This window comes from Rahnella sp. PCH160 (assembly GCF_047784855.1).
Classification (GTDB): Bacteria; Pseudomonadota; Gammaproteobacteria; order Enterobacterales; family Enterobacteriaceae; genus Rahnella.
In genome coordinates this window covers 4,459,392-4,482,199 of sequence record NZ_JBLOGT010000001.1, presented here as the reverse complement: position 1 = coordinate 4,482,199, position 22,808 = coordinate 4,459,392, and the positions used below count along the sequence as shown (strand labels likewise).

Here is a 22,808-nt window from a genome sequence, read left to right as displayed (position 1 = left end):
GAGTTGCTGAATAACCTGATGATCCACAACCTTTCTTTAAGGAGTGTCTGAGTGCAACGAGCACGATGTTATCTGCTGGGTGAACGCGCGGTAGTGCTGGAGCTGGAGCCGCCGGTCTCGCTGGCGAGTCAGCAACGGATCTGGGGGCTGGCCCAGCGTTTACAGGATCGTGCGGCCTATCCCGGCGTCCGTGAAGTTATTCCCGGTATGAATAATTTGACCGTTCTCCTGACTGCGGCTCAGAGTTCTGCGCTGGACGCGATTGAGCGCCTGCAAACCTGGTGGGAAGAGAGTGAGGCCATCGTGCCTCAATCGCGGTTAATTGAAATTCCGGTGATTTATGGCGGCGAGCACGGGCCGGATCTCGGGAATGTGGCGCGCCATGCCGGTATGACCGTGCGTGACGTGGTGGCATTACACTCCGGCATTGATTACACGGTGTATTTTCTCGGTTTCCAGCCCGGCTTCCCGTATCTGGGCGGATTGCCGGATAAGCTGGCGACGCCCCGCCACGGGGAGCCGCGTCTTTCGGTGCCTGCCGGTTCCGTCGGTATTGGTGGCAGTCAGACCGGTATTTATCCGTTGTCCACGCCGGGTGGCTGGCAGCTCATCGGCCAGACAACGCTCGCCATGTTTGACCCGCTGCGGGAACAGCCGACGCTGCTGCTGCCGGGTGACAGCGTCCGCTTTGTGCCACAAAAGGAGGGCGTATGCTGAAGGTTTTACGCGCAGGCATGTTTACCACGGTTCAGGATCTGGGCCGCAACGGTTATCGCCATCAGGGCGTCAGCCAGTCGGGTGCGCTCGATACCCCCGCGCTGCGGATTGCCAATCTGCTGGTCGGTAACGATGAAAATGCCGCCGGGCTGGAAATCACGCTCGGGCAGTTCAGCGCGAAATTCCACCGCGAAGGCTGGATGGCGCTGACCGGCGCAGGTTGCCATGCTCAGCTTGATGGCAAAGAAATCTGGACCGGCTGGCGCTATGCCGTCAGGCCGGGGCAAGTGCTTACGCTTAAAATGCCGACGCGCGGAATGCGCAGTTATCTGGCGGTGTCCGGCGGGATCGATGTGCCGGAAGTAATGGGCTCGCGCAGCACCGATCTGAAAGCAAAATTTGGCGGATTTAATGGCCGTCCGTTGCAGGACGGCGATGAACTGCCGACCGGCGAATCGTACAATCCGCCAGAGAAGTCCGGCGGGATTAAACAGCTGTTGTTCGGCAACCGTATCCGCGCCTTGCCGGGACCGGAATATCAGGAATTCAGCGCGCAATCTCGCGAAGAATTCTGGCGCGCCGCCTGGCAGCTCAGCCCGCAAAGTAATCGCATGGGCTATCGTCTGCACGGCCATGTGCTGAAACGCGAGACCGACCGCGAGTTGCCTTCCCACGGGCTGCTTCCCGGCGTGGTGCAGGTTCCGCACGGCGGCCAGCCGATTGTGCTGATGGCCGATGCGCAGACCACCGGCGGTTATCCGCGCATTGCCTGCGTAATCGAAGCTGATTTATACAATCTGGCGCAAATCCGCCTCGGCGAGCCCATTCACTTTGTGAAATGCACGCCAGAAGAAGCCCATAAAGCGCTGCACGAGCAATCACGTTTTATCGAACAGGTGAAATGGGGGCTGTATGATCGTTGATCTGAACGCGGATCTGGGCGAAGGCTGCGCCAACGACGAGGCGCTTTTGCAGCTCGTCAGTTCGGCAAATATTGCCTGCGGCTTTCATGCCGGAGACGCACAGACCATGCAGCAGTCTGTGCGCTGGGCGCTGAAATACGGCGTGGCGATTGGCGCGCACCCGAGCTTTCCGGATCGTGAAAACTTTGGCCGGACGGCCATGCAACTTCCGCCGGAAACCGTGTATGCGCAGGTGGTGTATCAGCTCGGCGCTTTAGGCGCGATCACCCGTGCCGAAGGCGGCAAAATGGTGCATGTGAAACCGCACGGCATGTTGTACAACCAGGCGGCAACCGATGCGTTACTGGCGGATGCCATCGCCCGCGCGGTGTATGACGTTGATCCGGCGCTTCACTTAGTCGGACTGGCAGGAAGTGAACTGATCCGCGCCGGTGAACGCCTCGGGTTGCAAACGCGGCAGGAAGTGTTTGCCGACCGGCGTTATCAGAGTAACGGTACGCTGGTGCCGCGCAGCCAGCCGGATGCGATGATTGAAAGCGATGAACTGGCGCTGGAGCAGACGCTGGCGATGGTGCGCGAACAGAAAGTGCTCAGCCGCGAAGGCGTCTGGGTTCCGGTACAGGCCGACTCCGTTTGCCTTCACGGTGATGGTGAGCACGCACTGACCTTCGCGCGCCGTCTGCGCGAAGCGTTTGGTGAGCAGGATATTCAGGTCAGCGCAGGCTGACTTCAGCAAAATCAGGGGAATAGCTATGCGTAAAGTCTTAGTCACCGGTATTGAGCCGTTCGAAGGCGAAAAAATCAATCCCTCATGGGAAGTGGTGAAGCTGTTAGGTGATATGGAATTGTCCGGGGCGAAGATTGTGGTGCGCCAGTTGCCGTGCGTGTTCGGCAAAGCCATTGATGCGCTGAATGCGGCTATTGATGAAGTCCAGCCGGAAATGGTGATTTGTGTCGGGCAGGCAGGCGGTCGCAGTGATTTCAGCATCGAACGCGTGGCGATAAACATTAACGATGCGCGTATTCCTGATAACGAAAACAATCAGCCGGTGGATGAGACGATTGTCGCCGACGGCCCTGCCGCGTATTTCTCCTCGCTGCCGATCAAAACCATTGTGAACGGGTTACGTGAATCCGGCATTCCGGCCTCTGTCTCGCAAACGGCGGGTACGTATGTGTGTAATCACATCATGTACGGCCTGCTGCATCGCCTTGCCCAGCCGTCGTGCAAAGTGGTGAAGGGCGGATTTATTCATATTCCTTATCTGCCGGAGCAGGCGTCGCATCACCCCGGCGCACCGAGCATGTCGGTTCACACGGTGCTGAATGCGCTCGAGCTGACGATCGCTATCGCGCTGCATACCGAGCAGGATTTGCGGATTGCCGAGGGTGCGACTCACTGATGCCTGAAGGTCCTGAAATTCGCCGCGCTGCCGATCTGCTGGCAGCGGCGGTCGTTAACAAACCGCTCACAGATGTCTGGTTTGCTTTTCCCAATTTAAAGCCATACCAGTCGGCATTGCGTGGCACCAAAATCACATCCATTGAAACGCGCGGAAAAGCGTTGCTGACGCACTTTTCTAACGGCCTGACGCTCTACAGCCACAACCAGCTTTATGGCGTCTGGCGGGTCATTCAGGCCGGTGAGACGCCGAAGGAAACCAGGCGTTCGCTGCGGGTAAAACTCGAAACCACCGACGCGGCGATCCTGCTGTACAGCGCGTCCGAGATCGGCATTTACGATTCGGCGGAAATAGAAAATCACCCGTTCCTGCAACGTATCGGGCCGGATGTGCTGGATGAAACCCTGACCGTCGCGCAGGTACGTGAGCGGTTACTTTCGCCGAAATTCCGTAACCGTCAGCTCGGCGGCATGTTGCTCGATCAGGCATTTCTGGCCGGATTGGGGAATTATCTGCGGGCAGAGATTCTGTGGCTGGCAAAATTATTGCCCGAGCATAAAGCGAATGAACTGAATGACGCAGAGCTGGATGCGCTGGCCGATGCCTGTTTGTCGGTCGCGCGTTTGTCCTACGCCACGCGCGGCACAATGGATGAAAATGTGCATCACGGCGCGCTGTTTCGTTTTCACGTTTTCGGGCGGACGGGGAAACCCTGCGAGCGTTGCGGCGATCCGATTGAAAAGGGCAGCGTGTCATCACGGCCATTTTTCTGGTGCCCGGTTTGTCAGGTGTGATGAAAACGTTGAAATGAAAAAGGCTCCCGGAGGAGCCTTTCTGGTCAGCGCAAGCAGCACTTATTTTTTCAGCTGAGAATGGAAATCGCGTTTGTCGTAGCCGGTGTAAAGCTGACGAGGACGGGCGATTTTGATGCCGTCCTGGTGCATTTCGCTCCAGTGAGCAATCCAGCCAACGGTACGCGCCATCGCGAAGATCACGGTAAACATCGACGACGGAATGCCCATGGCTTTCAGGATGATGCCTGAATAGAAATCGACGTTCGGATACAGTTTTTTCTCGATGAAGTACGGGTCGTTCAGCGCGATGTGTTCCAGCTCCATCGCCACTTCCAGCAGGTTGTCTTTCAGATCCAGCTCTTTGAGCACTTCATGACAGGTTTCACGCATCACAGTGGCGCGCGGGTCGTAGTTTTTGTAAACACGGTGACCGAAGCCCATCAGGCGGAAAGAATCATTTTTGTCTTTTGCACGTTTAACGAATTCAGGGATGTGATCCACGCTGCTGATTTCTTCCAGCATTTTCAGTGCGGCTTCGTTTGCACCGCCGTGCGCTGGCCCCCACAGGGAAGCAATACCGGCTGCGATACAGGCGAACGGGTTAGCGCCAGAAGAACCGGCGGTACGCACGGTAGAGGTCGAGGCGTTCTGTTCGTGGTCGGCGTGCAGGATCAGAATACGGTCCATTGCACGTTCCAGAATCGGGTTCACTTTATATTCTTCACACGGCGTGGAGAACATCATGTGCAGGAAGTTACCGGCGTAAGACAGATTGTTGCGCGGGTACACAAACGGCTGGCCGATAGAATATTTGTAACACATCGCGGCAACGGTCGGCATTTTGGACAGCAAACGGTAAGCGGCGATTTCGCGGTGACGTTCGTTTTCGACGTCAATGGAGTCGTGATAAAACGCGGCCAGTGCGCCGGTCACGCCACACAGTACGGCCATCGGGTGAGAGTCACGACGGAAACCGTGGAACAGACGGGTGATCTGCTCGTGAACCATAGTATGGCGGGTCACATTGGTTTTGAATTCTTCGAACTGCGCAGGTGTCGGCGCTTCGCCGTTCAGCAGCAGATAGCTGACTTCCAGGAAAGTTGACTCTTTTGCCAACTGATCAATCGGGAAGCCGCGGTGCAACAGAATGCCTTCGTCACCATCAATAAAGGTGATTTTGGATTCGCAGGATGCGGTAGACGTAAAACCGGGGTCATAGGTAAAAAGACCTTTTGAGCCGAGGGTACGGATATCAATTTCATCCTGACCCAGCGTGCCGGTAAGCACGTTTAGTTCAATCGGGTCGTGACCTTGTAGGGTAAGTGTCGCTTTCTTATCAGCCATTTACAGTCTCCTTAGCGCCTTATTTTTAAAAATCAGTAACAACAGAAATGCCTGGAAGCGACGCCTTGTAAGGTCATTATTATTATCAGCCTTAACTCTGCGATCGGATGGGGAGGGAACGTAGAGCTGAGTCGAATTGCAGTCTCAGACTGCTCTGTGACCAACAAGCGGCGTTTCATCGTTGTTAACGATTCGGTAAATCATTACTGTTCTGTCGCTCAGTACCGGTGAAGAGGTTGAGGATTTACACAATCCCCACTTTTGCATAACTTGGGGCAACAGGGAAGACCCCGCATTGCGATTATGTGATCCACTGATTCTTCAGAAACTTTCACCATTTTGGTGCGCGTGGCGTCAGCCGGTATGTGCTCAGTATCATAGTCCTATAGAGATACTTCATTTGTAATGGAAATGTTGATCAAATGTCAAACCAGATAATTTATTTTGTGCCTTTTGTGGAAAATGAGAGCTAACTCACTGTTTAAAAGAAATGTGGATAAAGCATTTGTAGGGCAATTGTAATAAGAATGTGATCAACCTATACTCCTACAAGGTCTCCGGACAATCCGAAGTAGGAGCACCCAGCATCATCTTTTTTGTCTTTGAATTTATGACAATGGACTTAAAAGAAAAACACATTTCTGCGCCGTTTAAGCACATCGGATGTCGTTGTTTGAGCGCGGGAAATGAGAGCTTTTAGGAGCTCAGCTTTCCATCGTTATTGGTGTTGTGAGAATGCGGCCAATGCACCCACAGCGACACGAACGCAGGAAAGGATGCTGTCTGACATACTGCTCCGGGCCGGAGGAAGTAAAATAATAAGAGCTGTGTGGGCAAAACCGTGAAAAAACAAAGACCTGTCAATCTGGATCTGCAAACGATCCGGTTTCCCGTTACTGCGATAGCGTCCATCTTACACCGAGTCTCTGGCGTAATAACCTTCGTCGCCGTCGGTATCCTCCTCTGGCTGTTAGGTTTGTCTCTCTCTTCTCCCGAAGGGTTTGCGCAGGCTGCGGCCATCATGAATAGCTTCTTCGTCAAATTCATCTTTTGGGGAATACTCACTGCGCTGGCCTATCACGTTTGCGGTGGCGTTCGCCACTTGCTGATGGATTTTGGCTATATCGAAGAGAGTTTGGCTGCCGGTACCCGTTCTGCCCAGGTGGCAATCGGTCTGACCGTCGTGCTGTCAATTCTGGCTGGAGTCCTCGTATGGTAAGCAACGTTTCAGCATTGGGACGCAATGGTGTGCACGACTGGCTGTTACTGCGTGCCTCCGCGATCATCCTCACCCTGTACATTCTTTATATTCTGGGCTTCGTTGTTCTGGCTCAGGAACTGACTTTTGATGTCTGGCATGGCTTCTTCTCTTCCTCCATCACGAAAGTATTCACATTGCTGGCGCTGTTGTCGATTTTGATCCACGCGTGGATCGGCATGTGGCAGGTGTTAACGGACTATGTCAAACCGGTAGCTGTCCGACTGGTGCTGCAACTGGCCATCGTCGTCACGTTAGTGGTTTACCTACTTTACGGAACAATTGTTGTTTGGGGAGCGTAGTAAATGAATCTGCCAGTCAGAGAGTTTGATGCTGTCGTCATCGGTGCAGGTGGCGCCGGTATGCGTGCCGCGTTACAGATTTCACAACAGGGCCTGTCCTGCGCCCTGATTTCCAAAGTCTTCCCGACCCGCTCCCATACGGTGTCTGCTCAGGGCGGTATTACCGTTGCGCTGGGTAACACCCATGAGGATGACTGGGAATGGCATATGTACGACACCGTAAAAGGTTCCGACTACATCGGTGATCAGGATGCCATTGAATATATGTGTAAAACCGGGCCGGAAGCGATTCTGGAACTCGAACACATGGGATTGCCTTTCTCCCGTCTTGATGACGGCCGTATTTATCAGCGTCCGTTTGGTGGCCAGTCGAAGAACTTCGGCGGCGAGCAGGCGGCACGAACTGCGGCGGCAGCCGACCGTACCGGTCACGCCTTGCTGCACACGCTGTATCAGCAAAACCTGAAAAACCACACCACGATTTTCTCCGAATGGTATTCACTGGATTTAGTGAAAAACCAGGACGGCGCGATTGTCGGTTGTACCGCGATTTGTATCGAAACCGGTGAAGTTGTTTACTTCAAAGCCAAAGCGACCGTGCTGGCAACCGGCGGTGCGGGCCGTATTTATCAGTCCACCACCAACGCGCACATTAATACCGGCGACGGTGTCGGCATGGCGCTGCGTGCCGGTGTGCCGGTGCAGGACATGGAAATGTGGCAGTTCCACCCGACCGGTATTGCCGGTGCGGGCGTTCTGGTGACAGAAGGCTGTCGCGGTGAAGGCGGTTATCTGCTCAATAAAGATGGCGAACGTTTCATGGAACGTTATGCGCCGAATGCCAAAGACCTGGCGGGTCGTGACGTGGTGGCGCGTTCCATCATGATCGAAATCCGTGAAGGCCGTGGCTGCGAAGGTCCGTGGGGCCCGCACGTTAAACTGAAACTCGACCATCTGGGCCGCGACGTGCTGGAATCCCGCCTGCCGGGCATTCTGGAGCTGTCCCGTACCTTTGCTCACGTTGACCCAATCAAAGAGCCGATCCCGGTTCTGCCAACCTGCCATTACATGATGGGCGGTATTCCGACCAAAGTGACCGGTCAGGCGCTGCGTGTGAACGCACAGGGTCAGGATGAAGTGATCCCGGGCCTGTTCGCCGTTGGCGAAATTGCCTGCGTTTCCGTTCACGGCGCAAACCGTCTCGGCGGTAACTCTCTGCTCGACCTGGTGGTATTTGGCCGTGCAGCCGGAATGCACTTGCAGGAATCCATTCTGGAGCAGGGCGCAAGCCGCGATGCGTCTCAGGACGATATCGATGTGTCTCTGGAACGTCTGAACCGCTGGAACAATACCCGATCCGGTGAAGACCCGGTGGCAATCCGCAAAGATTTGCAGGCCTGTATGCAAAACAACTTCTCCGTATTCCGCGAAGGCGATGCGATGGCAGAGGGGCTGGAACAACTGAAAGTGATCCGTGAACGTCTGAAAACCGCGCGTCTGGATGATACCTCTTCAGAATTCAACACCCAGCGCGTCGAGTGTCTGGAGCTGGATAACCTGATGGAAACTGCGTTTTCTACTGCCGTCTCCGCAAACTACCGTACTGAAAGCCGTGGCGCACACAGCCGCTTCGACTTCCCGGAACGTGACGATGCGAACTGGCTGTGTCACACGCTGTATCAGCCGGAAACAGAAAGCATGACCCGCCGTGAGGTGAACATGCAGCCTAAGCTTCGCGCGGCCTTCCCGCCGAAAGCGCGTACTTACTAGGGCGGAGCGGAGACAGATATGAAACTCGAATTTTCGATTTATCGCTACAACCCGGATGTCGATGATGTTCCGTACATGAAAGATTATGTGCTGGAAGCGCAGGAAGGGCGCGACATGATGTTGCTCGACGCGCTGATTTTGCTGAAAGAACAGGATCCTACGCTGGCGTTTCGCCGCTCATGCCGTGAAGGCGTGTGTGGTTCCGACGGCGTGAACATGAACGGTAAAAACGGTCTGGCGTGTATCACGCCGGTCTCTACATTACGTCACGGCAGCAAGAAAATTGTTATCCGTCCGTTGCCAGGATTGCCGGTTGTGCGCGACCTTGTTGTGGACATGGGACAATTCTATAAGCAGTATGAGAAGATTAAGCCTTACCTGTTGAATGATGGGAAAAATCCTCCGGCGCGTGAACATTTACAGATGCCGGATGAGCGCGAAAAACTGGACGGATTGTACGAATGTATTCTCTGTGCCTGTTGCTCGACGTCCTGCCCGTCTTTCTGGTGGAATCCGGACAAATTTGTCGGTCCGGCAGGCCTTCTGGCCGCTTACCGTTTCCTTATCGACAGCCGCGATACCGAAACGCAACCGCGACTCGACGATCTGAACGATGCTTTCAGCGTATTCCGCTGCCACAGCATCATGAACTGTGTGAGTGTGTGTCCTAAAGGTTTGAACCCGACGAAAGCCATCGGGCACATCAAATCGATGCTGCTACAGCGGGGCGCCTGAGTTCATAAGGTGATGCCATCAGCGGGAACTCAGGTTCCCGCTGTTATTTACTCACCCGCCGGTTTTGCTTTCTTTACTTACAAATGCCGTAACTGAGGTGTTGATAGCAAATTAGTAAATTTTTAATAACAAAGTAGCAACAAGTGCAACAAAGTTGCGCCTGACAGGAGTAAGATAGCCGGGTCAAAATAAGGGAGATGGAAAGCATTACACGTTAAGCAGGGCAACTTCAAAAGTCAGTCACGCACCTGGCGGATTTTTGAAGGTTCCTTGAAGAGCCAAACGCTCAACCAACGAACTGTTTTAGTATGGAAAACCGTTTTACCGCGGTGTATCACGGTCAATATTATTAACCACGGCGAAAACTAAAGCTTCAAAGCTTAAGGGATCACGATGCAGAACGGCGCAATGAAGGCCTGGCTGGATTCCTCCTATCTGGCGGGTGCAAACCAGTCTTACATAGAGCAACTCTATGAAGACTACTTAACCGATCCTGGTTCCGTTGACGATAGCTGGCGTTCGATTTTTAAACAGCTACCAACAGTGGGTGTGAAACCAGAGCAACTCCATTCTCAAACTCGCGACTACTTCCGCCGTCTGGCGAAAGATGCGTCACGTTACAATTCCTCCATCAGCGATCCGCAAACGGATGCCAAGCAAGTTAAGGTGTTGCAGTTAATCAACGCCTTCCGCTTCCGTGGTCATCAGAATGCCAACCTTGATCCCCTCGGCCTGTGGAAACTGGACGATGTACCGGATCTGGATCCCGCGTTCCATCATCTGACTGAAGCTGATTTCCAGGAAACCTTCAACGTCGGTTCTTTTGCCATTGGCAAGGAAACCATGCAGCTCGGCGAGCTGTATAAAGCCCTGAAGCAAACCTATTGCGGTTCTATTGGTGTGGAATACATGCACATCACCAACACCGAAGAGAAACGCTGGATCCAACAGCGCGTCGAATCCGTGGCTGGTCGAGCAAAATTCACCCATGAAGAGAAGAAAACGTTCCTGAAAGAACTGACCGCTGCAGAAGGTTTGGAGCGTTATCTGGGCGCGAAATTCCCGGGCGCAAAACGCTTCTCCCTTGAAGGCGGCGATGCGCTGGTTCCGATGCTCAAAGACATGATCCGTCATGCAGGCAAAAACGGAACGCGCGAAGTGGTGCTGGGTATGGCGCACCGTGGCCGTCTGAACGTGCTGATCAACGTGCTGGGTAAAAAACCCCAGGACCTGTTCGACGAATTCTCCGGCAAGCATAAAGAACACCTGGGTACCGGCGACGTGAAATACCACATGGGCTATTCGTCTGATGTGGAAACCGAAGGCGGAATGGTTCACCTGGCGCTGGCGTTTAACCCGTCGCACCTGGAAATCGTGAGCCCGGTGGTTATCGGTTCTGTTCGTGCCCGTCGTGACCGTCTGGACGAAGCGCGCAGCAATATGGTTCTGCCAATCACCATTCACGGTGACGCGGCGATTACCGGTCAGGGTGTGGTACAGGAAACCCTGAACATGTCGCTGGCACGCGGTTATGAAGTGGGCGGTACCGTGCGTATCGTCATCAATAACCAGGTGGGCTTTACCACCTCGAATCCGAAAGATGCGCGTTCTACCGATTACTGTACTGATATTGCGAAAATGGTGCAGGCGCCGATTTTCCACGTCAATGCCGATGACCCTGAAGCGGTGGCTTTCGTCACCCGCCTGGCATTGGATTTCCGTAACACCTTTAAACGTGACGTCATGATTGATCTGGTTTGCTACCGTCGCCACGGCCATAACGAGGCCGACGAACCGAGCGCAACCCAGCCACTGATGTACAACAAGATCAAGAAGCACCCGACGCCGCGTAAAATCTATGCTGACATTCTGACCGAGCAAAACGTGGCCAGTCTCGAAGATGCCACGGAAATGGTCAATTTGTACCGTGATGCGCTGGATGCAGGTGAGTGCGTGGTGGAAGAGTGGCGTCAGAATGACATGCACACGTTCACCTGGTCTCCGTATCTGAACCACGAGTGGGATGAAGCCTACCCGAGTAAGGTTGAGCTGAAACGCTTGCAGGAACTGGCGCGTCGCGTCAGCCATGTGCCGGATGCTATCGAAATGCAGTCACGCGTTGCCAAGATTTACGGCGACCGTAACGAGATGGCCGCAGGTAATAAGAAATTCGACTGGGGCGGCGCGGAAAACCTGGCGTACGCTACGCTGGTAGACGAAGGCATTCCGATCCGTCTTTCCGGTGAAGATACCGGTCGCGGCACGTTCTTCCACCGTCATGCCGTGATTCATAACCAGAAAAACGGTTCGGTGTATGTGCCGCTGGCGAATATTCACAACAGCCAGGGCGAATTCAACGTCTGGGATTCCGTGCTTTCCGAAGAAGCGGTGCTGGCGTTCGAATACGGTTATGCCACGGCTGAGCCGCGCACGCTGACGATCTGGGAAGCGCAGTTCGGCGATTTCGCCAACGGTGCGCAGGTGGTTATCGATCAGTTCATCAGCTCCGGCGAACAGAAATGGGGCCGCATGTGTGGTCTGGTGATGTTGCTGCCGCACGGCTACGAAGGGCAGGGGCCGGAGCACTCCTCCGCACGTCTGGAACGTTATCTGCAACTTTGCGCTGAGCAAAACATGCAGGTCTGTATCCCGTCGACCCCGGCACAGGTTTACCACATGATCCGTCGTCAGGCGTTGCGCGGTATGCGTCGTCCGCTGATCGTCATGTCTCCGAAGTCTCTGCTGCGTCATCCTCTGGCGGTTTCTACGCTCGATGAACTGGCCAGCGGCAGCTTCCTGCCAGCGATTGGTGAAGTGGACGAACTGGATCCAAAACAGGTTAAGCGCGTGGTGATGTGCTCAGGTAAGGTTTATTACGACCTGCTGGAACAACGTCGCAAAAACGAGCAAACCGATGTGGCTATCGTTCGTATCGAGCAGTTGTATCCGTTCCCGCACAAAGCGATTCAGGAAGTGCTTGAGAAATTCTCACACGTTCATGATTTCGTCTGGTGTCAGGAAGAGCCGCTCAACCAGGGCGCGTGGTATTGCAGCCAGCATAACTTCCGTGAAGTGATTCCTTTCGGGGCTTCTTTACGTTACGCAGGACGTCCGGCCTCTGCTTCTCCGGCAGTGGGTTACATGTCCGTTCACCAGAAGCAACAGCAAGATCTGGTTAACGATGCGCTGAACGTTAAATAACGCGTTGGCGTGAGTTAACACAATGGAACATAAGAAGGATTTATAATGAGTAGCGTAGATATTCTGGTCCCTGACCTTCCTGAATCCGTGGCAGATGCGACGGTTGCAACCTGGCACAAAAAACCGGGTGACAGCGTTGAGCGTGACGATGTACTGGTAGAAATTGAAACCGATAAAGTGGTTCTGGAAGTGCCGGCAAGTGAAGCCGGTATTCTGGACAGCATTATTGAAGACGAAGGCGCAACGGTGATTTCCCGTCAGATTCTGGCGCGCATTCGTCCGGGCAACAGCACCGGCAAGCCAAGCACTGAGAAAAGCTCCGATAAAGAAGCGACTCCTGCTGCACGCCACACTGCCGCTCTGGAAGAAGAAAGCAACGACGCACTCAGCCCGGCAATCCGCCGTCTGATTGCCGAGCATTCTCTGGATGCCAATGCGATCAAAGGCAGCGGTGTCGGGGGTCGTCTGACCCGTGAAGATATCGATCAACATCTGGCGAAAGCCAAAGACGCAAAACCGGCGGCCGCGCCAGCTGCTGCTCCTGCCGCGACCAGCGCCGCACCGGCTCTGGGTTCACGCAGCGAAAAACGTGTACCGATGACCCGTCTGCGTAAGCGTGTTGCTGAGCGTCTGCTTGAAGCGAAAAACAGCACCGCCATGCTGACGACCTTCAACGAAATCAACATGAAACCGATCATGGATCTGCGTAAGCAGTACGGTGATGGCTTCGAAAAACGTCACGGCGTGCGTCTGGGCTTCATGTCTTTCTATCTGAAAGCCGTGGTGGAAGCGCTGAAACGCTACCCGGAAGTGAACGCGTCTATTGATGGCGAAGATGTGGTTTACCACAACTATTTCGACGTGAGCATCGCCGTTTCTACGCCTCGTGGGCTGGTCACACCGGTTCTGCGTGATGTGGATACGCTGGGTATGGCTGACATCGAGAAGCAAATCAAAGAGCTGGCGATCAAAGGCCGTGACGGCAAACTGAAAGTGGAAGAACTGACCGGCGGTAACTTTACCGTGACCAACGGCGGCGTCTTCGGCTCACTGATGTCTACCCCGATTATCAACCCACCGCAGAGTGCGATTCTGGGCATGCATGCCATTAAAGATCGTCCGATGGCGGTAAACGGCCAGGTAGTGATCTTGCCAATGATGTATCTGGCGCTGTCCTACGATCACCGTCTGGTTGATGGCCGCGAATCTGTCGGCTTCCTGGTGACCATTAAAGAAATGCTGGAAGATCCGGCTCGTCTGCTGCTGGACGTTTAGTCCCCGGCAGAACGAAAGATTAGAGATCGACAAAATCTGTGGCACAGCCCGCTGTGCCCTGATAAGCCTTCCTACTAAAGAATGGATAGAACATCATGAATTTACACGAGTATCAGGCGAAACAGCTGTTCCTGCGCTACGGCCTGCCAGCACCAACGGGCTTCGCCTGTTCCACGCCGCGTGAAGCGGAAGAGGCTGCATCGAAAATCGGTGCCGGTCCGTGGGTGGTAAAATGTCAGGTTCATGCCGGTGGCCGCGGTAAAGCGGGCGGCGTGAAAGTGGTGAAAAGCAAAGAAGAAATTCGTGCTTTCGCGGAACACTGGCTGGGCAAACGTCTGGTGACTTACCAGACAGATGCACTGGGTCAGCCGGTTAACCAGATCCTGGTTGAATCCGCGACAGACATCGACAAAGAATTGTACCTCGGCGCTGTGGTAGACCGCAGTTCACGCCGCGTGGTGTTCATGGCGTCTACCGAAGGCGGCGTGGAAATCGAGAAAGTGGCTGAAGAAACGCCACACCTTATCCACAAAGTGGCACTGGATCCGCTGGCGGGTCCGCAGCCTTATCAGGGCCGCGAACTGGCGTTCAAACTGGGTCTGACCGGTAAGCAGGTTCAGCAGTTCACCAAGATCTTCATGGGTCTGGCAAACATTTTCCTTGAGCGCGATCTGGCGCTGATCGAAATCAACCCGCTGGTGGTGACCACCGCAGGCGACCTGATCTGCCTCGACGGCAAACTGGGCGCAGATGGCAACGCATTGTTCCGTCAGCCAGAATTGCGTGAAATGCGCGATTACAGCCAGGAAGATGCCCGCGAATCTCAGGCTGCGCAGTGGGAACTGAACTACGTCGCGCTCGACGGCAACATCGGTTGCATGGTGAACGGTGCCGGTCTGGCAATGGGTACCATGGACATCGTGAAACTGCATGGCGGCGAACCGGCTAACTTCCTGGATGTTGGCGGCGGTGCGACCAAAGAACGCGTAACAGAAGCCTTCAAAATCATCCTGTCTGATGAAAAAGTGAAAGCCGTCTTCGTGAACATCTTCGGCGGTATCGTACGTTGCGACCTGATCGCCGACGGTATCATCGGTGCGGTGGAAGAAGTGGGCGTCAGCGTGCCGGTTGTGGTGCGTCTTGAAGGTAACAATGCCGAGCTGGGTGCCAAAAAACTGGCAGACAGCGGTTTGAACATCATTGCAGCGACCAGCCTGACGAATGCGGCTCAACAAGTTGTCGCGGCAGTGGAGGGGAAATAATGTCGATTTTAATCAACAAGAACACCAAAGTAATCTGCCAGGGTTTCACCGGTAGCCAGGGGACTTTCCACTCCGAACAAGCCATCGCTTACGGCACAAAAATGGTGGGCGGCGTAACGCCGGGCAAAGGCGGCACTGAACATCTGGGCCTGCCCGTGTTCAACACCGTGCGTGAAGCGGTTGAAACCACCGGCGCGACCGCGTCTGTGATTTATGTTCCTGCGCCGTTCTGCAAAGATTCCATTCTGGAAGCGCTGGATGCGGGCATCAAACTGATCATCTGTATCACTGAAGGCATCCCGACACTGGATATGCTGGTCGTTAAAGTGAAACTGGACCAAAGCGATGCGGTCATGATCGGGCCAAACTGCCCGGGCGTGATCACACCGGGCGAATGCAAAATCGGTATCATGCCGGGCCACATTCACCTGCCGGGTAAAGTAGGCATCGTTTCCCGCTCCGGTACGCTGACGTATGAAGCCGTCAAACAGACAACAGATTACGGCTACGGCCAGTCTACCTGCGTTGGTATCGGTGGTGACCCGATCCCGGGCTCTAACTTCATCGATATTCTGAAGTTGTTCCAGGAAGATCCACAGACAGAAGTGATCGTGATGATCGGTGAAATCGGTGGTAACGCTGAAGAAGAAGCGGCTGCTTATATTCAGGCGCACGTGACCAAACCTGTTGTGGGCTACATCGCCGGTGTAACTGCGCCAAAAGGCAAACGTATGGGCCATGCTGGCGCCATCATTGCCGGTGGTAAAGGCACCGCAGACGAGAAATTTGCTGCTTTAGAAGCCGCTGGCGTGAAGACTGTTCGCAGCCTGGCTGATATCGGCGAAGCAGTAAAATCTGTACTGCCGCAATAAGCATTACCCGTCGCGCCGGGACAAATTCCGGTGCGATGTAAGTCATTTTCTGTGACTTTACGATTCGACATGTTGGCCACCTTCGGGTGGCCTTTTTATTTTTAAGCTAAATATTTAACAATCGCCGATATGAGCTATATTTATTAACACAGCACGATAGGTTCAATGGAAATAAAAAGTTAATAAATGGGTTTTAAAAGGTAGCAATTTGGATATTTAGCACAACTATAAAAACACAACAAATTAACAATAAGTACACCATTAAAGACCAGTTAAACCAACGGTTAACATCTTGAAATGTTTTTTCAGAAATTGATGTGGATATTATGGAAATAAGCAATGAGATAGGCTTAAATTGCGTCAGATCAATTAAAGCGATCTGCACTGTTTTGTTCTTAAATTGACCTGTACGCGGAAATCAGCTTTGGGTCACTAAAAAACCTATTTAATGTGTGGGATTACTGGCGTAACATAATGGTCCTGTAACATAAGTTTTTTGTATGTTTACTTTTCCCCGCGATTTTTCCCGTTCATCAGCCTCTTACAGGCTCGCTGGTCGTGTCTTTTCCGGGTATCAGAATGCCCTGAACGGCTTTACTCAGGCTGAACACTGACATTTCTGTTCTACACACTTTTGAATACTGGTAGTCATGAGGCGTTCCGGCAACCGGTTCGTCAGAGATCGCAATTTGGGGTCTTCCTCCGAGGAGCAAGGGGTCAAGATGTTTGATATCGTTGAACTGTCGCGTTTACAGTTTGCTTTAACAGCCACGTACCATTTCCTATTTGTCCCATTAACGCTGGGTATGGCGTTTTTACTGGCAATTATGGAAACGGTGTATGTGCTTTCCGGCAAACAAATCTATAAAGATATGACCAAATTCTGGGGCAAACTTTTTGCAATTAACTTTGCAATTGGTGTCGCTACCGGGTTAACCATGGAATTCCAGTTCGGGACCAACTGGTCATATTTCTCACATTACGTCGGTGATATCTTCGGTGCGCCTTTGGCGATTGAAGGTTTGATGGCGTTCTTCCTGGAATCGACTTTAGTCGGCCTCTTCTTCTTCGGTTGGGATCGTCTTTCTAAAGTTCAGCACATGGCGGTGACCTGGTTTGTTGCACTGGGCTCAAACCTGTCTGCTTTGTGGATCCTGGTGGCGAACGGCTGGATGCAAAACCCGATTGCTTCTACCTTCAACTACGAAACCATGCGCATGGAAATGCTCAGCTTCTCCGAGCTGGTTCTGAACCCGGTTGCGCAGGTTAAATTCGTACACACCGTGGCATCCGGTTATGTGACAGGTGCGATGTTCGTTCTGGCTATCAGCTCTTACTACCTGCTGAAAGGCCGCGATGTAGGATTTGCCAAGCGCTCATTCGCTATCGCGGCAAGCTTCGGGCTGGCTGCCGTACTGTCTGTTATCGTTCTGGGTGATGAATCCGGTTACGAAATGGGTGACGTACAGAAAACCAAACTGGCGGCAATCGAAGCCGAGTGGGATACCCAGCCTGCACCTGCCAGCTTCACGCTGTTCGGCCTGCCAAATCAGGAGAAAATGGAAAATGAATACTCCATTCAAATTCCTTACCTGCTGGGCCTGATCGCAACGCGTTCTGTGGATACGCCGGTCACCGGTCTGAAAGACCTGATGGCGCAACACGAAGTGCGTATCCGTAACGGGATGAAAGCGTACAACCTGCTGCAAGAATTGCGTGCAGGGAATACCGATCCGACCATTCGCAGTGACTTTGAAAAAACCAAGCAAGACCTGGGCTACGGGTTGTTGCTGAAACGCTATACCGACAAAGTGACGGATGCGACGGACGCACAAATCCAGAAAGCGACGAAAGATTCTATTCCGCGCGTTCTGCCTCTGTACTTCGCGTTCCGTATCATGGTTGCCTGCGGCATCCTGATGCTGGTTCTGATTGGCCTGTCATTCTTCGCTGTCGTTCGTGGCAAAATTGGTGAAAAACGCTGGCTGCATCGCGCCGTGCTGTTTGGCCTGCCATTGCCATGGATTGCGGTTGAGTCTGGCTGGTTTGTTGCCGAATATGGTCGTCAGCCGTGGGCAATTGGTGAAGTCTTACCAACGGCCATTGCGCACTCTTCATTGACCGTCGCGGATGTTCTGTCGTCAATGATCCTGATCTGCGGCTTGTACACCCTGTTCCTGGTCGCTGAGATGTTCCTGATGTTCAAATATGTTCGCCTGGGGCCAAGCAGCCTGAAAACAGGTCGCTATCATTTTGAACAACCTTCAGCTCCGCTTCAGAAAGCTCAGTAATTAGGGAGTCCGACTATGTTCGATTATGAAAGTTTACGGTTCATCTGGTGGGCGCTGATTGGCGTGCTGTTTATCGGCTTCGCGGTCACCGATGGATTTGATATGGGTGTGGGGATTCTGGTGCGGATCATCGGTAAAACCGATACCGACCGCCGGATTATGATCAATGCGATCGCCCCGCACTGGGACGGTAACCAGGTCTGGCTGATCACCGCTGGTGGGGCATTATTTGCCGCCTGGCCTCAGGTTTATGCCGCCGCGTTTTCGGGCTTCTATGCCGCGATGGTGCTGGTGCTGTGTGCCTTGTTCTTCCGTCCGCTGGGCTTTGACTACCGTTCAAAACTGGACAATACGCGCTGGCGTGGGATGTGGGACTGGGGCATCTTTGTCGGGAGTTTCGTGCCCGCTCTGGTCTTTGGTGTGGCCTTCGGTAACCTGTTACAGGGCGTACCGTTCCATATCGATATTGATCAGCGCCTGTTCTACACGGGTAATCTGATTCAGCTGCTGAACCCGTTTGGTATTCTGGCCGGTCTGGTCAGCCTGACCATGCTGATTACTCAGGGTGCAACCTACCTGCAAATGCGTACTGTCGGCGAACTGCACCTGCGTACCCGCAAGGCCTCGCAGATCTCTGCGCTGATCATGATGGTTTGCTTCCTGCTGGCAGGTATCTGGGTTGTTAAAGGTATTGATGGCTTCACCGTGACATCCGTTCTGGATCACGCGGGCCCGTCAAACCCGCTGCACAAAACGGTTTCTCATGAAGCGGGCGCATGGCTGGCTAACTTCAATAAGATCCCGGCTCTGTGGGCGATTCCGGCATTGGGTGTGTTACTGCCGCTGCTGACAATCTTGTTCTCCCAGTTTAATAAAGCGGCGCTGGCCTTCGTCAGTAACTCTCTGACTATCGCCTGTGTGATCCTGACGGCCGGTATCACTATGTTCCCGTTCGTCATGCCGTCAATCACTGAACCCAATGTGAGCCTGACCATGTGGGACGCAACGTCTACCTTACTGACGTTGAGAGTGATGACCGTTGTGGCGTGTATCTTTGTGCCAATCATCCTGATTTACACCTCCTGGGCGTATTACAAGATGTTCGGTCGTCTCGATAAAGCGTACATCGAGAACAACAAGCATTCGTTGTATTAAGGAGAACACCATGTGGTATTTTGCCTGGATCCTCGGCACCTTGCTGGCTTGCTCATTTGGTATCATGACCGCGCTGGCGCTAGAGCACAGCGAAGCCAACAAAGCCGCTAAAGAAGAGAAGTAACGATGAGTGTGATTGCGGATAAAGTTTACGCCGTCACAGATAAGGGCCCCTTGCGGGCCCTTTCCCTTGTGATGTCGCTGGTGCTGGCCGGTTGTGTTTTCTGGAAGCCGGGGATGTTTGCCTCCTCGACCAGCGAACTGGAAATCTGGCATGGGCTCATTTTGATATGGGCGGTTTGTAGTGGTGTTATTCACGGTCTGGGTTTTCGCCCGAAAAGTTCGGTGTGGAAATCATTTTTTTCGCCGCTACTCGCTATGATTGCACTGGCTGCCGGTCTGTTTTACTTTTTTAGCTGACTTTTATCGCCTTAAAAAGACACATATTTACAGTAATCTTCCTATGGGCCGCTCTGGCCCATAATTATTTTCGTTCCAGCATTGCAACCCATTCCCAACCCCAAGTCTCTTGCGTATAGTAGTGCCGTCAAATTGCATTACGGGATGTAGAGTGAGTAATTCGTTGTTCCGATGGCCGGTTCGTGTCTATTACGAAGACACAGACGCGGGAGGTGTGGTCTACCATGCCCGATACGTCGCGTTTTTTGAAAGGGCTCGCACAGAGATGTTGCGCCAACGCAATTTTCACCAGCAGCAGTTGCTGGGTGAACACGTCGCTTTTGCTGTCCGCCGCATGACGGTCGAATACTTTGCACCAGCTCGCTTAGATGACCTGCTGGATGTTCAGAGTGAGATTACGTCCATTCGCGGAGCTTCTCTTACTTTTGCTCAACGAATCCTTGATTCGCATGGAAACCTTCTGAGTTCTGCAGAAGTGTTGATTGCATGCATTGATCCACACCAAATGAAGCCCCGAGCGCTTCCTAAGTCTATTGTCGCGGAGTTTAAGCAGTGACTGACATGAACATTCTTGATTTATTTTTGAAGGCCAGCATCCTGGTCAAGCTGATTATGCTTGTCCTTGTGTGCTTTTCTATCGCGTCCTGGGCGATCATCATTCAACGTACGAAAGTGCTGAATGCCGCCACCCGCGAGGCAGAAGCGTTCGAAGATAAATTCTGGTCCGGTATTGAGCTTTCCCGTTTGTATCAGGAAAGTCAGGGCCGTCGCGAAACCCTGAGCGGGGCAGAGCAAATCTTCCATTCTGGTTTTAAAGAATTCGCCCGTTTACATCGTGCCAACAGCCACGCGCCAGAGGCAGTGATTGAAGGGTCTTCACGTGCAATGCGCATTTCCTTTAACCGTGAACTCGAATCCCTTGAAACACACATTCCTTTCCTTGGCACCGTCGGTTCCATCAGCCCGTATATCGGCTTGTTCGGTACGGTCTGGGGGATCATGCATGCCTTTATCGGTTTAGGTTCCGTGAAACAAGCGACCCTGCAAATGGTGGCTCCCGGTATCGCAGAAGCACTGATTGCTACGGCGATTGGTCTGTTTGCCGCTATCCCGGCTGTTATGGCGTACAACCGCCTCAACCAGCGCGTGAACAAGCTTGAGCAAAACTACGATAACTTCATGGAAGAATTCACGGCTATCCTGCACCGTCAGGCTTTCTCTCGCGAAACCAGCAGTAACTAAAGGGGGAGAGTATGGCTCGTACACGAGGTCGTCGTAACCGGCGCGAAGGTAAGTCGGAGATCAACATCGTTCCGCTGCTCGACGTACTGCTGGTTCTGTTACTGATTTTTATGGCAACAGCACCGATCATTACCCAGAGCGTGGAAGTTGACTTACCGGATGCGACGGATTCCAAAACGGTGTCCAGCGATGATAACCCGCCAGTGATTGTTGAAGTTTCAGGCGTGGGGCAATACACCATTGTGGTGGATCATCAGCGCATGGAACAACTGCCTGAACAACAGGTTATCGCAGAAGCGACCAGCCGTATTCAGGCTAATCCGAAGACGGTATTCCTGATCGGCGGCGCGAAAGATGTGCCTTATGAGGAAATCATCAAGGCGCTGAATATGCTGCATCAGGCTGGCGTGAAGTCAGTCGGATTGATGACACAACCTATCTGAGGATAGGTAATTTGTAACACTTATTTGAAACCCGGCACTCCCTGGCTTGTTAAAAGAGTACGACAGGCGCTGCAGGATCCCGGGTTTTTAGTAATCCTGTCTTGGGAAATCTATTTTGGTAAAGGCAACTGCAACTGAACAAAACGATAAGCTCAAACGCGCCGTTATTGTTTCGGTCGTTCTGCATATCATCATTATAGCCCTGTTGATTTGGGGATCGCTGGACGAAGATACCAGCATGAGCGGTGGCGGCGGGGGCAGCGATATCTCTGCCGTAATGGTTGATCCAAGTGCAGTGGTCGATCAGTACAACCGTCAGCAACAGCAACAGGCTGATTCCCAACGTGCTGCCGCAGCGCGTCAGAAAAAATCAGAGCAACAGGCTGAAGAGCTTCAGCAGAAACAGGCCGCAGAACAGCAACACCTGAAAGAACTTGAGAAAGAGCGTCTTCAGGCACAGGAAGATGCGAAGCAGCAGGCGCAGGATCAGGCTCAGCAGCAGAAACAAGCTGCTGAACAACAGAAACAAGCGCAGCAGGCTGCCGAGCAGGCGAAAGAACAACAGAAACAGGCCGAATCTGCCGCTGCACAAGCGAAAGCTGAAGCGGCGAAAGAGGCGGCTCAGGCTAAGGCCGATGCCGCTAAAGAAGCGGCAAAAGCGCAGGCTGACGCTCAGAAGAAAGCCGCGACTGAAGCGAAGAAACAGGCTGAAGCTGAGGCCGCTGCAGCTGCTGCAGCAGCCAAAAAACAGGCCGAAGCTGACGCGAAGAAAGAAGCCGCAGCTGAAGCGAAGAAACAAGCTGCCGCAGAGGCTAAAGCCCAGGCTGCCGCCGATGCGAAGGCGCAAGCTGACGCTGACGCCAAAGCAGCAGCGGATGCTAAAGCCTCCGCTGCTGCCGAGAAAAAAGCGGAAGCGGCGGCTGCTGCCAAGAAAGCCGCAGCCGATAAGAAAGCGGCTGCCGCTGCTGCTGCAAAAGAATCTGCCGACGCCAATAATTTATTTGACGGTCTGGCCGATTCTAAAAATGCGCCGAAAGGCTCAGCGGGCGGCGGGGCTTCAGCTCCGGCAGGTAAAGGCACACAGAAAAAGGCGGGTGCATCCGGTGCGGATATTGCTAACTATGGCAGCCAGATTAAGGCCGCTATTGAGAGCAGATTCTACGATGCATCATCATATGCAGGCAAAACCTGTACATTGCGCGTTAAAATGGAACCCGATGGCACACTGCAGAGTGTGACAGCGGAAGGTGGGGACCCTGCACTTTGTCAGGCTGCGCTTGCTGCGGCACGACAGGCGAAGTTCCCTAAACCACCTTCAGAAGCAGTCTATGAAGTATTTAAAAATGCTCCGTTAGATTTCAAACCGTAGAAAGATGAAAATAATTTCTTTTCAGAATTTTA

General features: G+C 53.2%; 22 protein-coding genes. 21 read left to right on the top strand and 1 reads right to left on the bottom strand.

Going from position 1 to position 22,808, the window contains the following annotated elements; translation table 11 throughout:
- The first annotated feature begins 51 nt into the window (after positions 1–51).
- The 5 genes from pxpB to nei are packed head-to-tail and all read left to right on the top strand — an operon-like array spanning position 52 to position 3,837.
- Positions 52–717, top strand: coding sequence for a 5-oxoprolinase subunit PxpB (gene pxpB / locus ACM5QY_RS20935; RefSeq protein ID WP_416122520.1), 666 nt, complete (start codon positions 52–54; stop codon positions 715–717).
- Positions 711–1,640, top strand: coding sequence for a 5-oxoprolinase subunit PxpC (pxpC, locus tag ACM5QY_RS20930; protein WP_416122519.1), 930 nt, complete (start codon positions 711–713; stop codon positions 1,638–1,640). The genes pxpB and pxpC overlap by 7 nt, the downstream gene beginning before the upstream one ends.
- Complete coding sequence (pxpA, locus tag ACM5QY_RS20925; protein ID WP_416122518.1) at positions 1,630–2,367, top strand: 5-oxoprolinase subunit PxpA; 738 nt, start codon at positions 1,630–1,632, stop codon at positions 2,365–2,367. The genes pxpC and pxpA overlap by 11 nt, the downstream gene beginning before the upstream one ends.
- A 25-nt stretch (positions 2,368–2,392) precedes the next feature.
- A complete protein-coding gene (gene pcp, locus ACM5QY_RS20920) occupies positions 2,393–3,043 on the top strand; it encodes a pyroglutamyl-peptidase I (RefSeq protein ID WP_416122517.1) in 651 nt (216 codons plus the stop codon).
- On the top strand, positions 3,043–3,837 hold the full coding sequence (gene nei, locus ACM5QY_RS20915; protein WP_416122516.1) for an endonuclease VIII: 795 nt from the start codon (positions 3,043–3,045) through the stop codon (positions 3,835–3,837). The genes pcp and nei overlap by 1 nt, the downstream gene beginning before the upstream one ends.
- Positions 3,838–3,897: 60 nt before the next feature.
- On the opposite strand, the gene ACM5QY_RS20910 is transcribed toward nei, so the two are convergent.
- Positions 3,898–5,181: a citrate synthase gene (locus ACM5QY_RS20910; protein ID WP_416122515.1), complete on the bottom strand. Its 1,284-nt coding sequence runs from the start codon at positions 5,179–5,181 to the stop codon at positions 3,898–3,900.
- A gap of 829 nt (positions 5,182–6,010) precedes the next feature.
- Here ACM5QY_RS20910 and sdhC point away from each other — a divergent pair.
- The 16 genes from sdhC (at position 6,011) to tolA (ending at position 22,776) form a co-directional block, all read left to right on the top strand.
- Positions 6,011–6,400 (top strand): succinate dehydrogenase cytochrome b556 subunit, encoded by a 390-nt coding sequence (gene sdhC, locus ACM5QY_RS20905; protein ID WP_104922897.1) that lies wholly within the window; start codon positions 6,011–6,013, stop codon positions 6,398–6,400.
- Positions 6,394–6,741, top strand: coding sequence for a succinate dehydrogenase membrane anchor subunit (gene sdhD, locus ACM5QY_RS20900; RefSeq protein ID WP_095921202.1), 348 nt, complete (start codon positions 6,394–6,396; stop codon positions 6,739–6,741). The genes sdhC and sdhD overlap by 7 nt, the downstream gene beginning before the upstream one ends.
- A gap of 3 nt (positions 6,742–6,744) precedes the next feature.
- Positions 6,745–8,511 (top strand): succinate dehydrogenase flavoprotein subunit, encoded by a 1,767-nt coding sequence (gene sdhA, locus ACM5QY_RS20895; RefSeq protein ID WP_104922896.1) that lies wholly within the window; start codon positions 6,745–6,747, stop codon positions 8,509–8,511.
- A gap of 18 nt (positions 8,512–8,529) precedes the next feature.
- Positions 8,530–9,246 (top strand): succinate dehydrogenase iron-sulfur subunit, encoded by a 717-nt coding sequence (locus ACM5QY_RS20890; RefSeq protein WP_416122514.1) that lies wholly within the window; start codon positions 8,530–8,532, stop codon positions 9,244–9,246.
- A 393-nt stretch (positions 9,247–9,639) separates the two neighbouring features.
- Complete coding sequence (gene sucA, locus ACM5QY_RS20885) at positions 9,640–12,447, top strand: 2-oxoglutarate dehydrogenase E1 component (RefSeq protein WP_416122513.1); 2,808 nt, start codon at positions 9,640–9,642, stop codon at positions 12,445–12,447.
- Between the two features lie 45 nt (positions 12,448–12,492).
- Complete coding sequence (odhB, locus tag ACM5QY_RS20880) at positions 12,493–13,722, top strand: 2-oxoglutarate dehydrogenase complex dihydrolipoyllysine-residue succinyltransferase (RefSeq protein ID WP_416122512.1); 1,230 nt, start codon at positions 12,493–12,495, stop codon at positions 13,720–13,722.
- A gap of 95 nt (positions 13,723–13,817) precedes the next feature.
- The gene (sucC, locus tag ACM5QY_RS20875; protein WP_101077379.1) at positions 13,818–14,984 is read left to right on the top strand and encodes an ADP-forming succinate--CoA ligase subunit beta; all 1,167 of its coding nucleotides are present in this window, start codon (positions 13,818–13,820) and stop codon (positions 14,982–14,984) included.
- The gene (sucD, locus tag ACM5QY_RS20870) at positions 14,984–15,856 is read left to right on the top strand and encodes a succinate--CoA ligase subunit alpha (protein WP_195814167.1); all 873 of its coding nucleotides are present in this window, start codon (positions 14,984–14,986) and stop codon (positions 15,854–15,856) included. The genes sucC and sucD overlap by 1 nt, the downstream gene beginning before the upstream one ends.
- A gap of 722 nt (positions 15,857–16,578) precedes the next feature.
- Positions 16,579–18,147, top strand: a complete 1,569-nt coding sequence (cydA, locus tag ACM5QY_RS20865; protein WP_416122511.1) for a cytochrome ubiquinol oxidase subunit I — start codon at positions 16,579–16,581, stop codon at positions 18,145–18,147.
- A 15-nt stretch (positions 18,148–18,162) separates the two neighbouring features.
- On the top strand, positions 18,163–19,302 hold the full coding sequence (gene cydB, locus ACM5QY_RS20860) for a cytochrome d ubiquinol oxidase subunit II (protein ID WP_416122510.1): 1,140 nt from the start codon (positions 18,163–18,165) through the stop codon (positions 19,300–19,302).
- A 10-nt stretch (positions 19,303–19,312) separates the two neighbouring features.
- Complete coding sequence (gene cydX, locus ACM5QY_RS20855) at positions 19,313–19,426, top strand: cytochrome bd-I oxidase subunit CydX (RefSeq protein ID WP_101077375.1); 114 nt, start codon at positions 19,313–19,315, stop codon at positions 19,424–19,426.
- A gap of 2 nt (positions 19,427–19,428) precedes the next feature.
- Positions 19,429–19,722 (top strand): cyd operon protein YbgE, encoded by a 294-nt coding sequence (gene ybgE, locus ACM5QY_RS20850; RefSeq protein WP_104922888.1) that lies wholly within the window; start codon positions 19,429–19,431, stop codon positions 19,720–19,722.
- 151 nt (positions 19,723–19,873) lie between these two features.
- Positions 19,874–20,278: a tol-pal system-associated acyl-CoA thioesterase gene (gene ybgC, locus ACM5QY_RS20845; RefSeq protein ID WP_095921211.1), complete on the top strand. Its 405-nt coding sequence runs from the start codon at positions 19,874–19,876 to the stop codon at positions 20,276–20,278.
- Positions 20,275–20,964 carry a Tol-Pal system protein TolQ gene (gene tolQ, locus ACM5QY_RS20840; RefSeq protein ID WP_013576430.1) on the top strand — a complete coding sequence of 230 codons (690 nt, stop codon included), beginning with the start codon at positions 20,275–20,277 and terminating at the stop codon, positions 20,962–20,964. Before ybgC ends, tolQ begins: the two co-directional genes overlap by 4 nt.
- Before the next feature lie 11 nt (positions 20,965–20,975).
- Entirely contained in the window at positions 20,976–21,407 is a 432-nt protein-coding gene (tolR, locus tag ACM5QY_RS20835; protein WP_104922887.1) for a colicin uptake protein TolR, read from the top strand.
- A 115-nt stretch (positions 21,408–21,522) separates the two neighbouring features.
- Positions 21,523–22,776, top strand: coding sequence for a cell envelope integrity protein TolA (gene tolA / locus ACM5QY_RS20830; RefSeq protein WP_416122509.1), 1,254 nt, complete (start codon positions 21,523–21,525; stop codon positions 22,774–22,776).
- The last annotated feature ends 32 nt before the right edge of the window (positions 22,777–22,808 follow it).

Excerpts from the sequence above, each read along its gene's own strand:
- pxpC (WP_416122519.1), top strand. The coding sequence starts at position 711 with ATGCTGAAGGTTTTACGCGCAGGCATGTTTACCACGGTTCAGGATCTG.
- pxpA (WP_416122518.1), top strand. The coding sequence starts at position 1,630 with ATGATCGTTGATCTGAACGCGGATCTGGGCGAAGGCTGCGCCAACGAC.
- pcp (WP_416122517.1), top strand. The coding sequence starts at position 2,393 with ATGCGTAAAGTCTTAGTCACCGGTATTGAGCCGTTCGAAGGCGAAAAA.
- nei (WP_416122516.1), top strand. The coding sequence starts at position 3,043 with ATGCCTGAAGGTCCTGAAATTCGCCGCGCTGCCGATCTGCTGGCAGCG.
- ACM5QY_RS20910 (WP_416122515.1), bottom strand. The coding sequence starts at position 5,181 with ATGGCTGATAAGAAAGCGACACTTACCCTACAAGGTCACGACCCGATT.
- sdhD (WP_095921202.1), top strand. The coding sequence starts at position 6,394 with ATGGTAAGCAACGTTTCAGCATTGGGACGCAATGGTGTGCACGACTGG.
- sdhA (WP_104922896.1), top strand. The coding sequence starts at position 6,745 with ATGAATCTGCCAGTCAGAGAGTTTGATGCTGTCGTCATCGGTGCAGGT.
- ACM5QY_RS20890 (WP_416122514.1), top strand. The coding sequence starts at position 8,530 with ATGAAACTCGAATTTTCGATTTATCGCTACAACCCGGATGTCGATGAT.
- sucA (WP_416122513.1), top strand. The coding sequence starts at position 9,640 with ATGCAGAACGGCGCAATGAAGGCCTGGCTGGATTCCTCCTATCTGGCG.
- odhB (WP_416122512.1), top strand. The coding sequence starts at position 12,493 with ATGAGTAGCGTAGATATTCTGGTCCCTGACCTTCCTGAATCCGTGGCA.
- sucC (WP_101077379.1), top strand. The coding sequence starts at position 13,818 with ATGAATTTACACGAGTATCAGGCGAAACAGCTGTTCCTGCGCTACGGC.
- sucD (WP_195814167.1), top strand. The coding sequence starts at position 14,984 with ATGTCGATTTTAATCAACAAGAACACCAAAGTAATCTGCCAGGGTTTC.
- cydA (WP_416122511.1), top strand. The coding sequence starts at position 16,579 with ATGTTTGATATCGTTGAACTGTCGCGTTTACAGTTTGCTTTAACAGCC.
- cydB (WP_416122510.1), top strand. The coding sequence starts at position 18,163 with ATGTTCGATTATGAAAGTTTACGGTTCATCTGGTGGGCGCTGATTGGC.
- cydX (WP_101077375.1), top strand. The coding sequence starts at position 19,313 with ATGTGGTATTTTGCCTGGATCCTCGGCACCTTGCTGGCTTGCTCATTT.
- ybgE (WP_104922888.1), top strand. The coding sequence starts at position 19,429 with ATGAGTGTGATTGCGGATAAAGTTTACGCCGTCACAGATAAGGGCCCC.
- tolR (WP_104922887.1), top strand. The coding sequence starts at position 20,976 with ATGGCTCGTACACGAGGTCGTCGTAACCGGCGCGAAGGTAAGTCGGAG.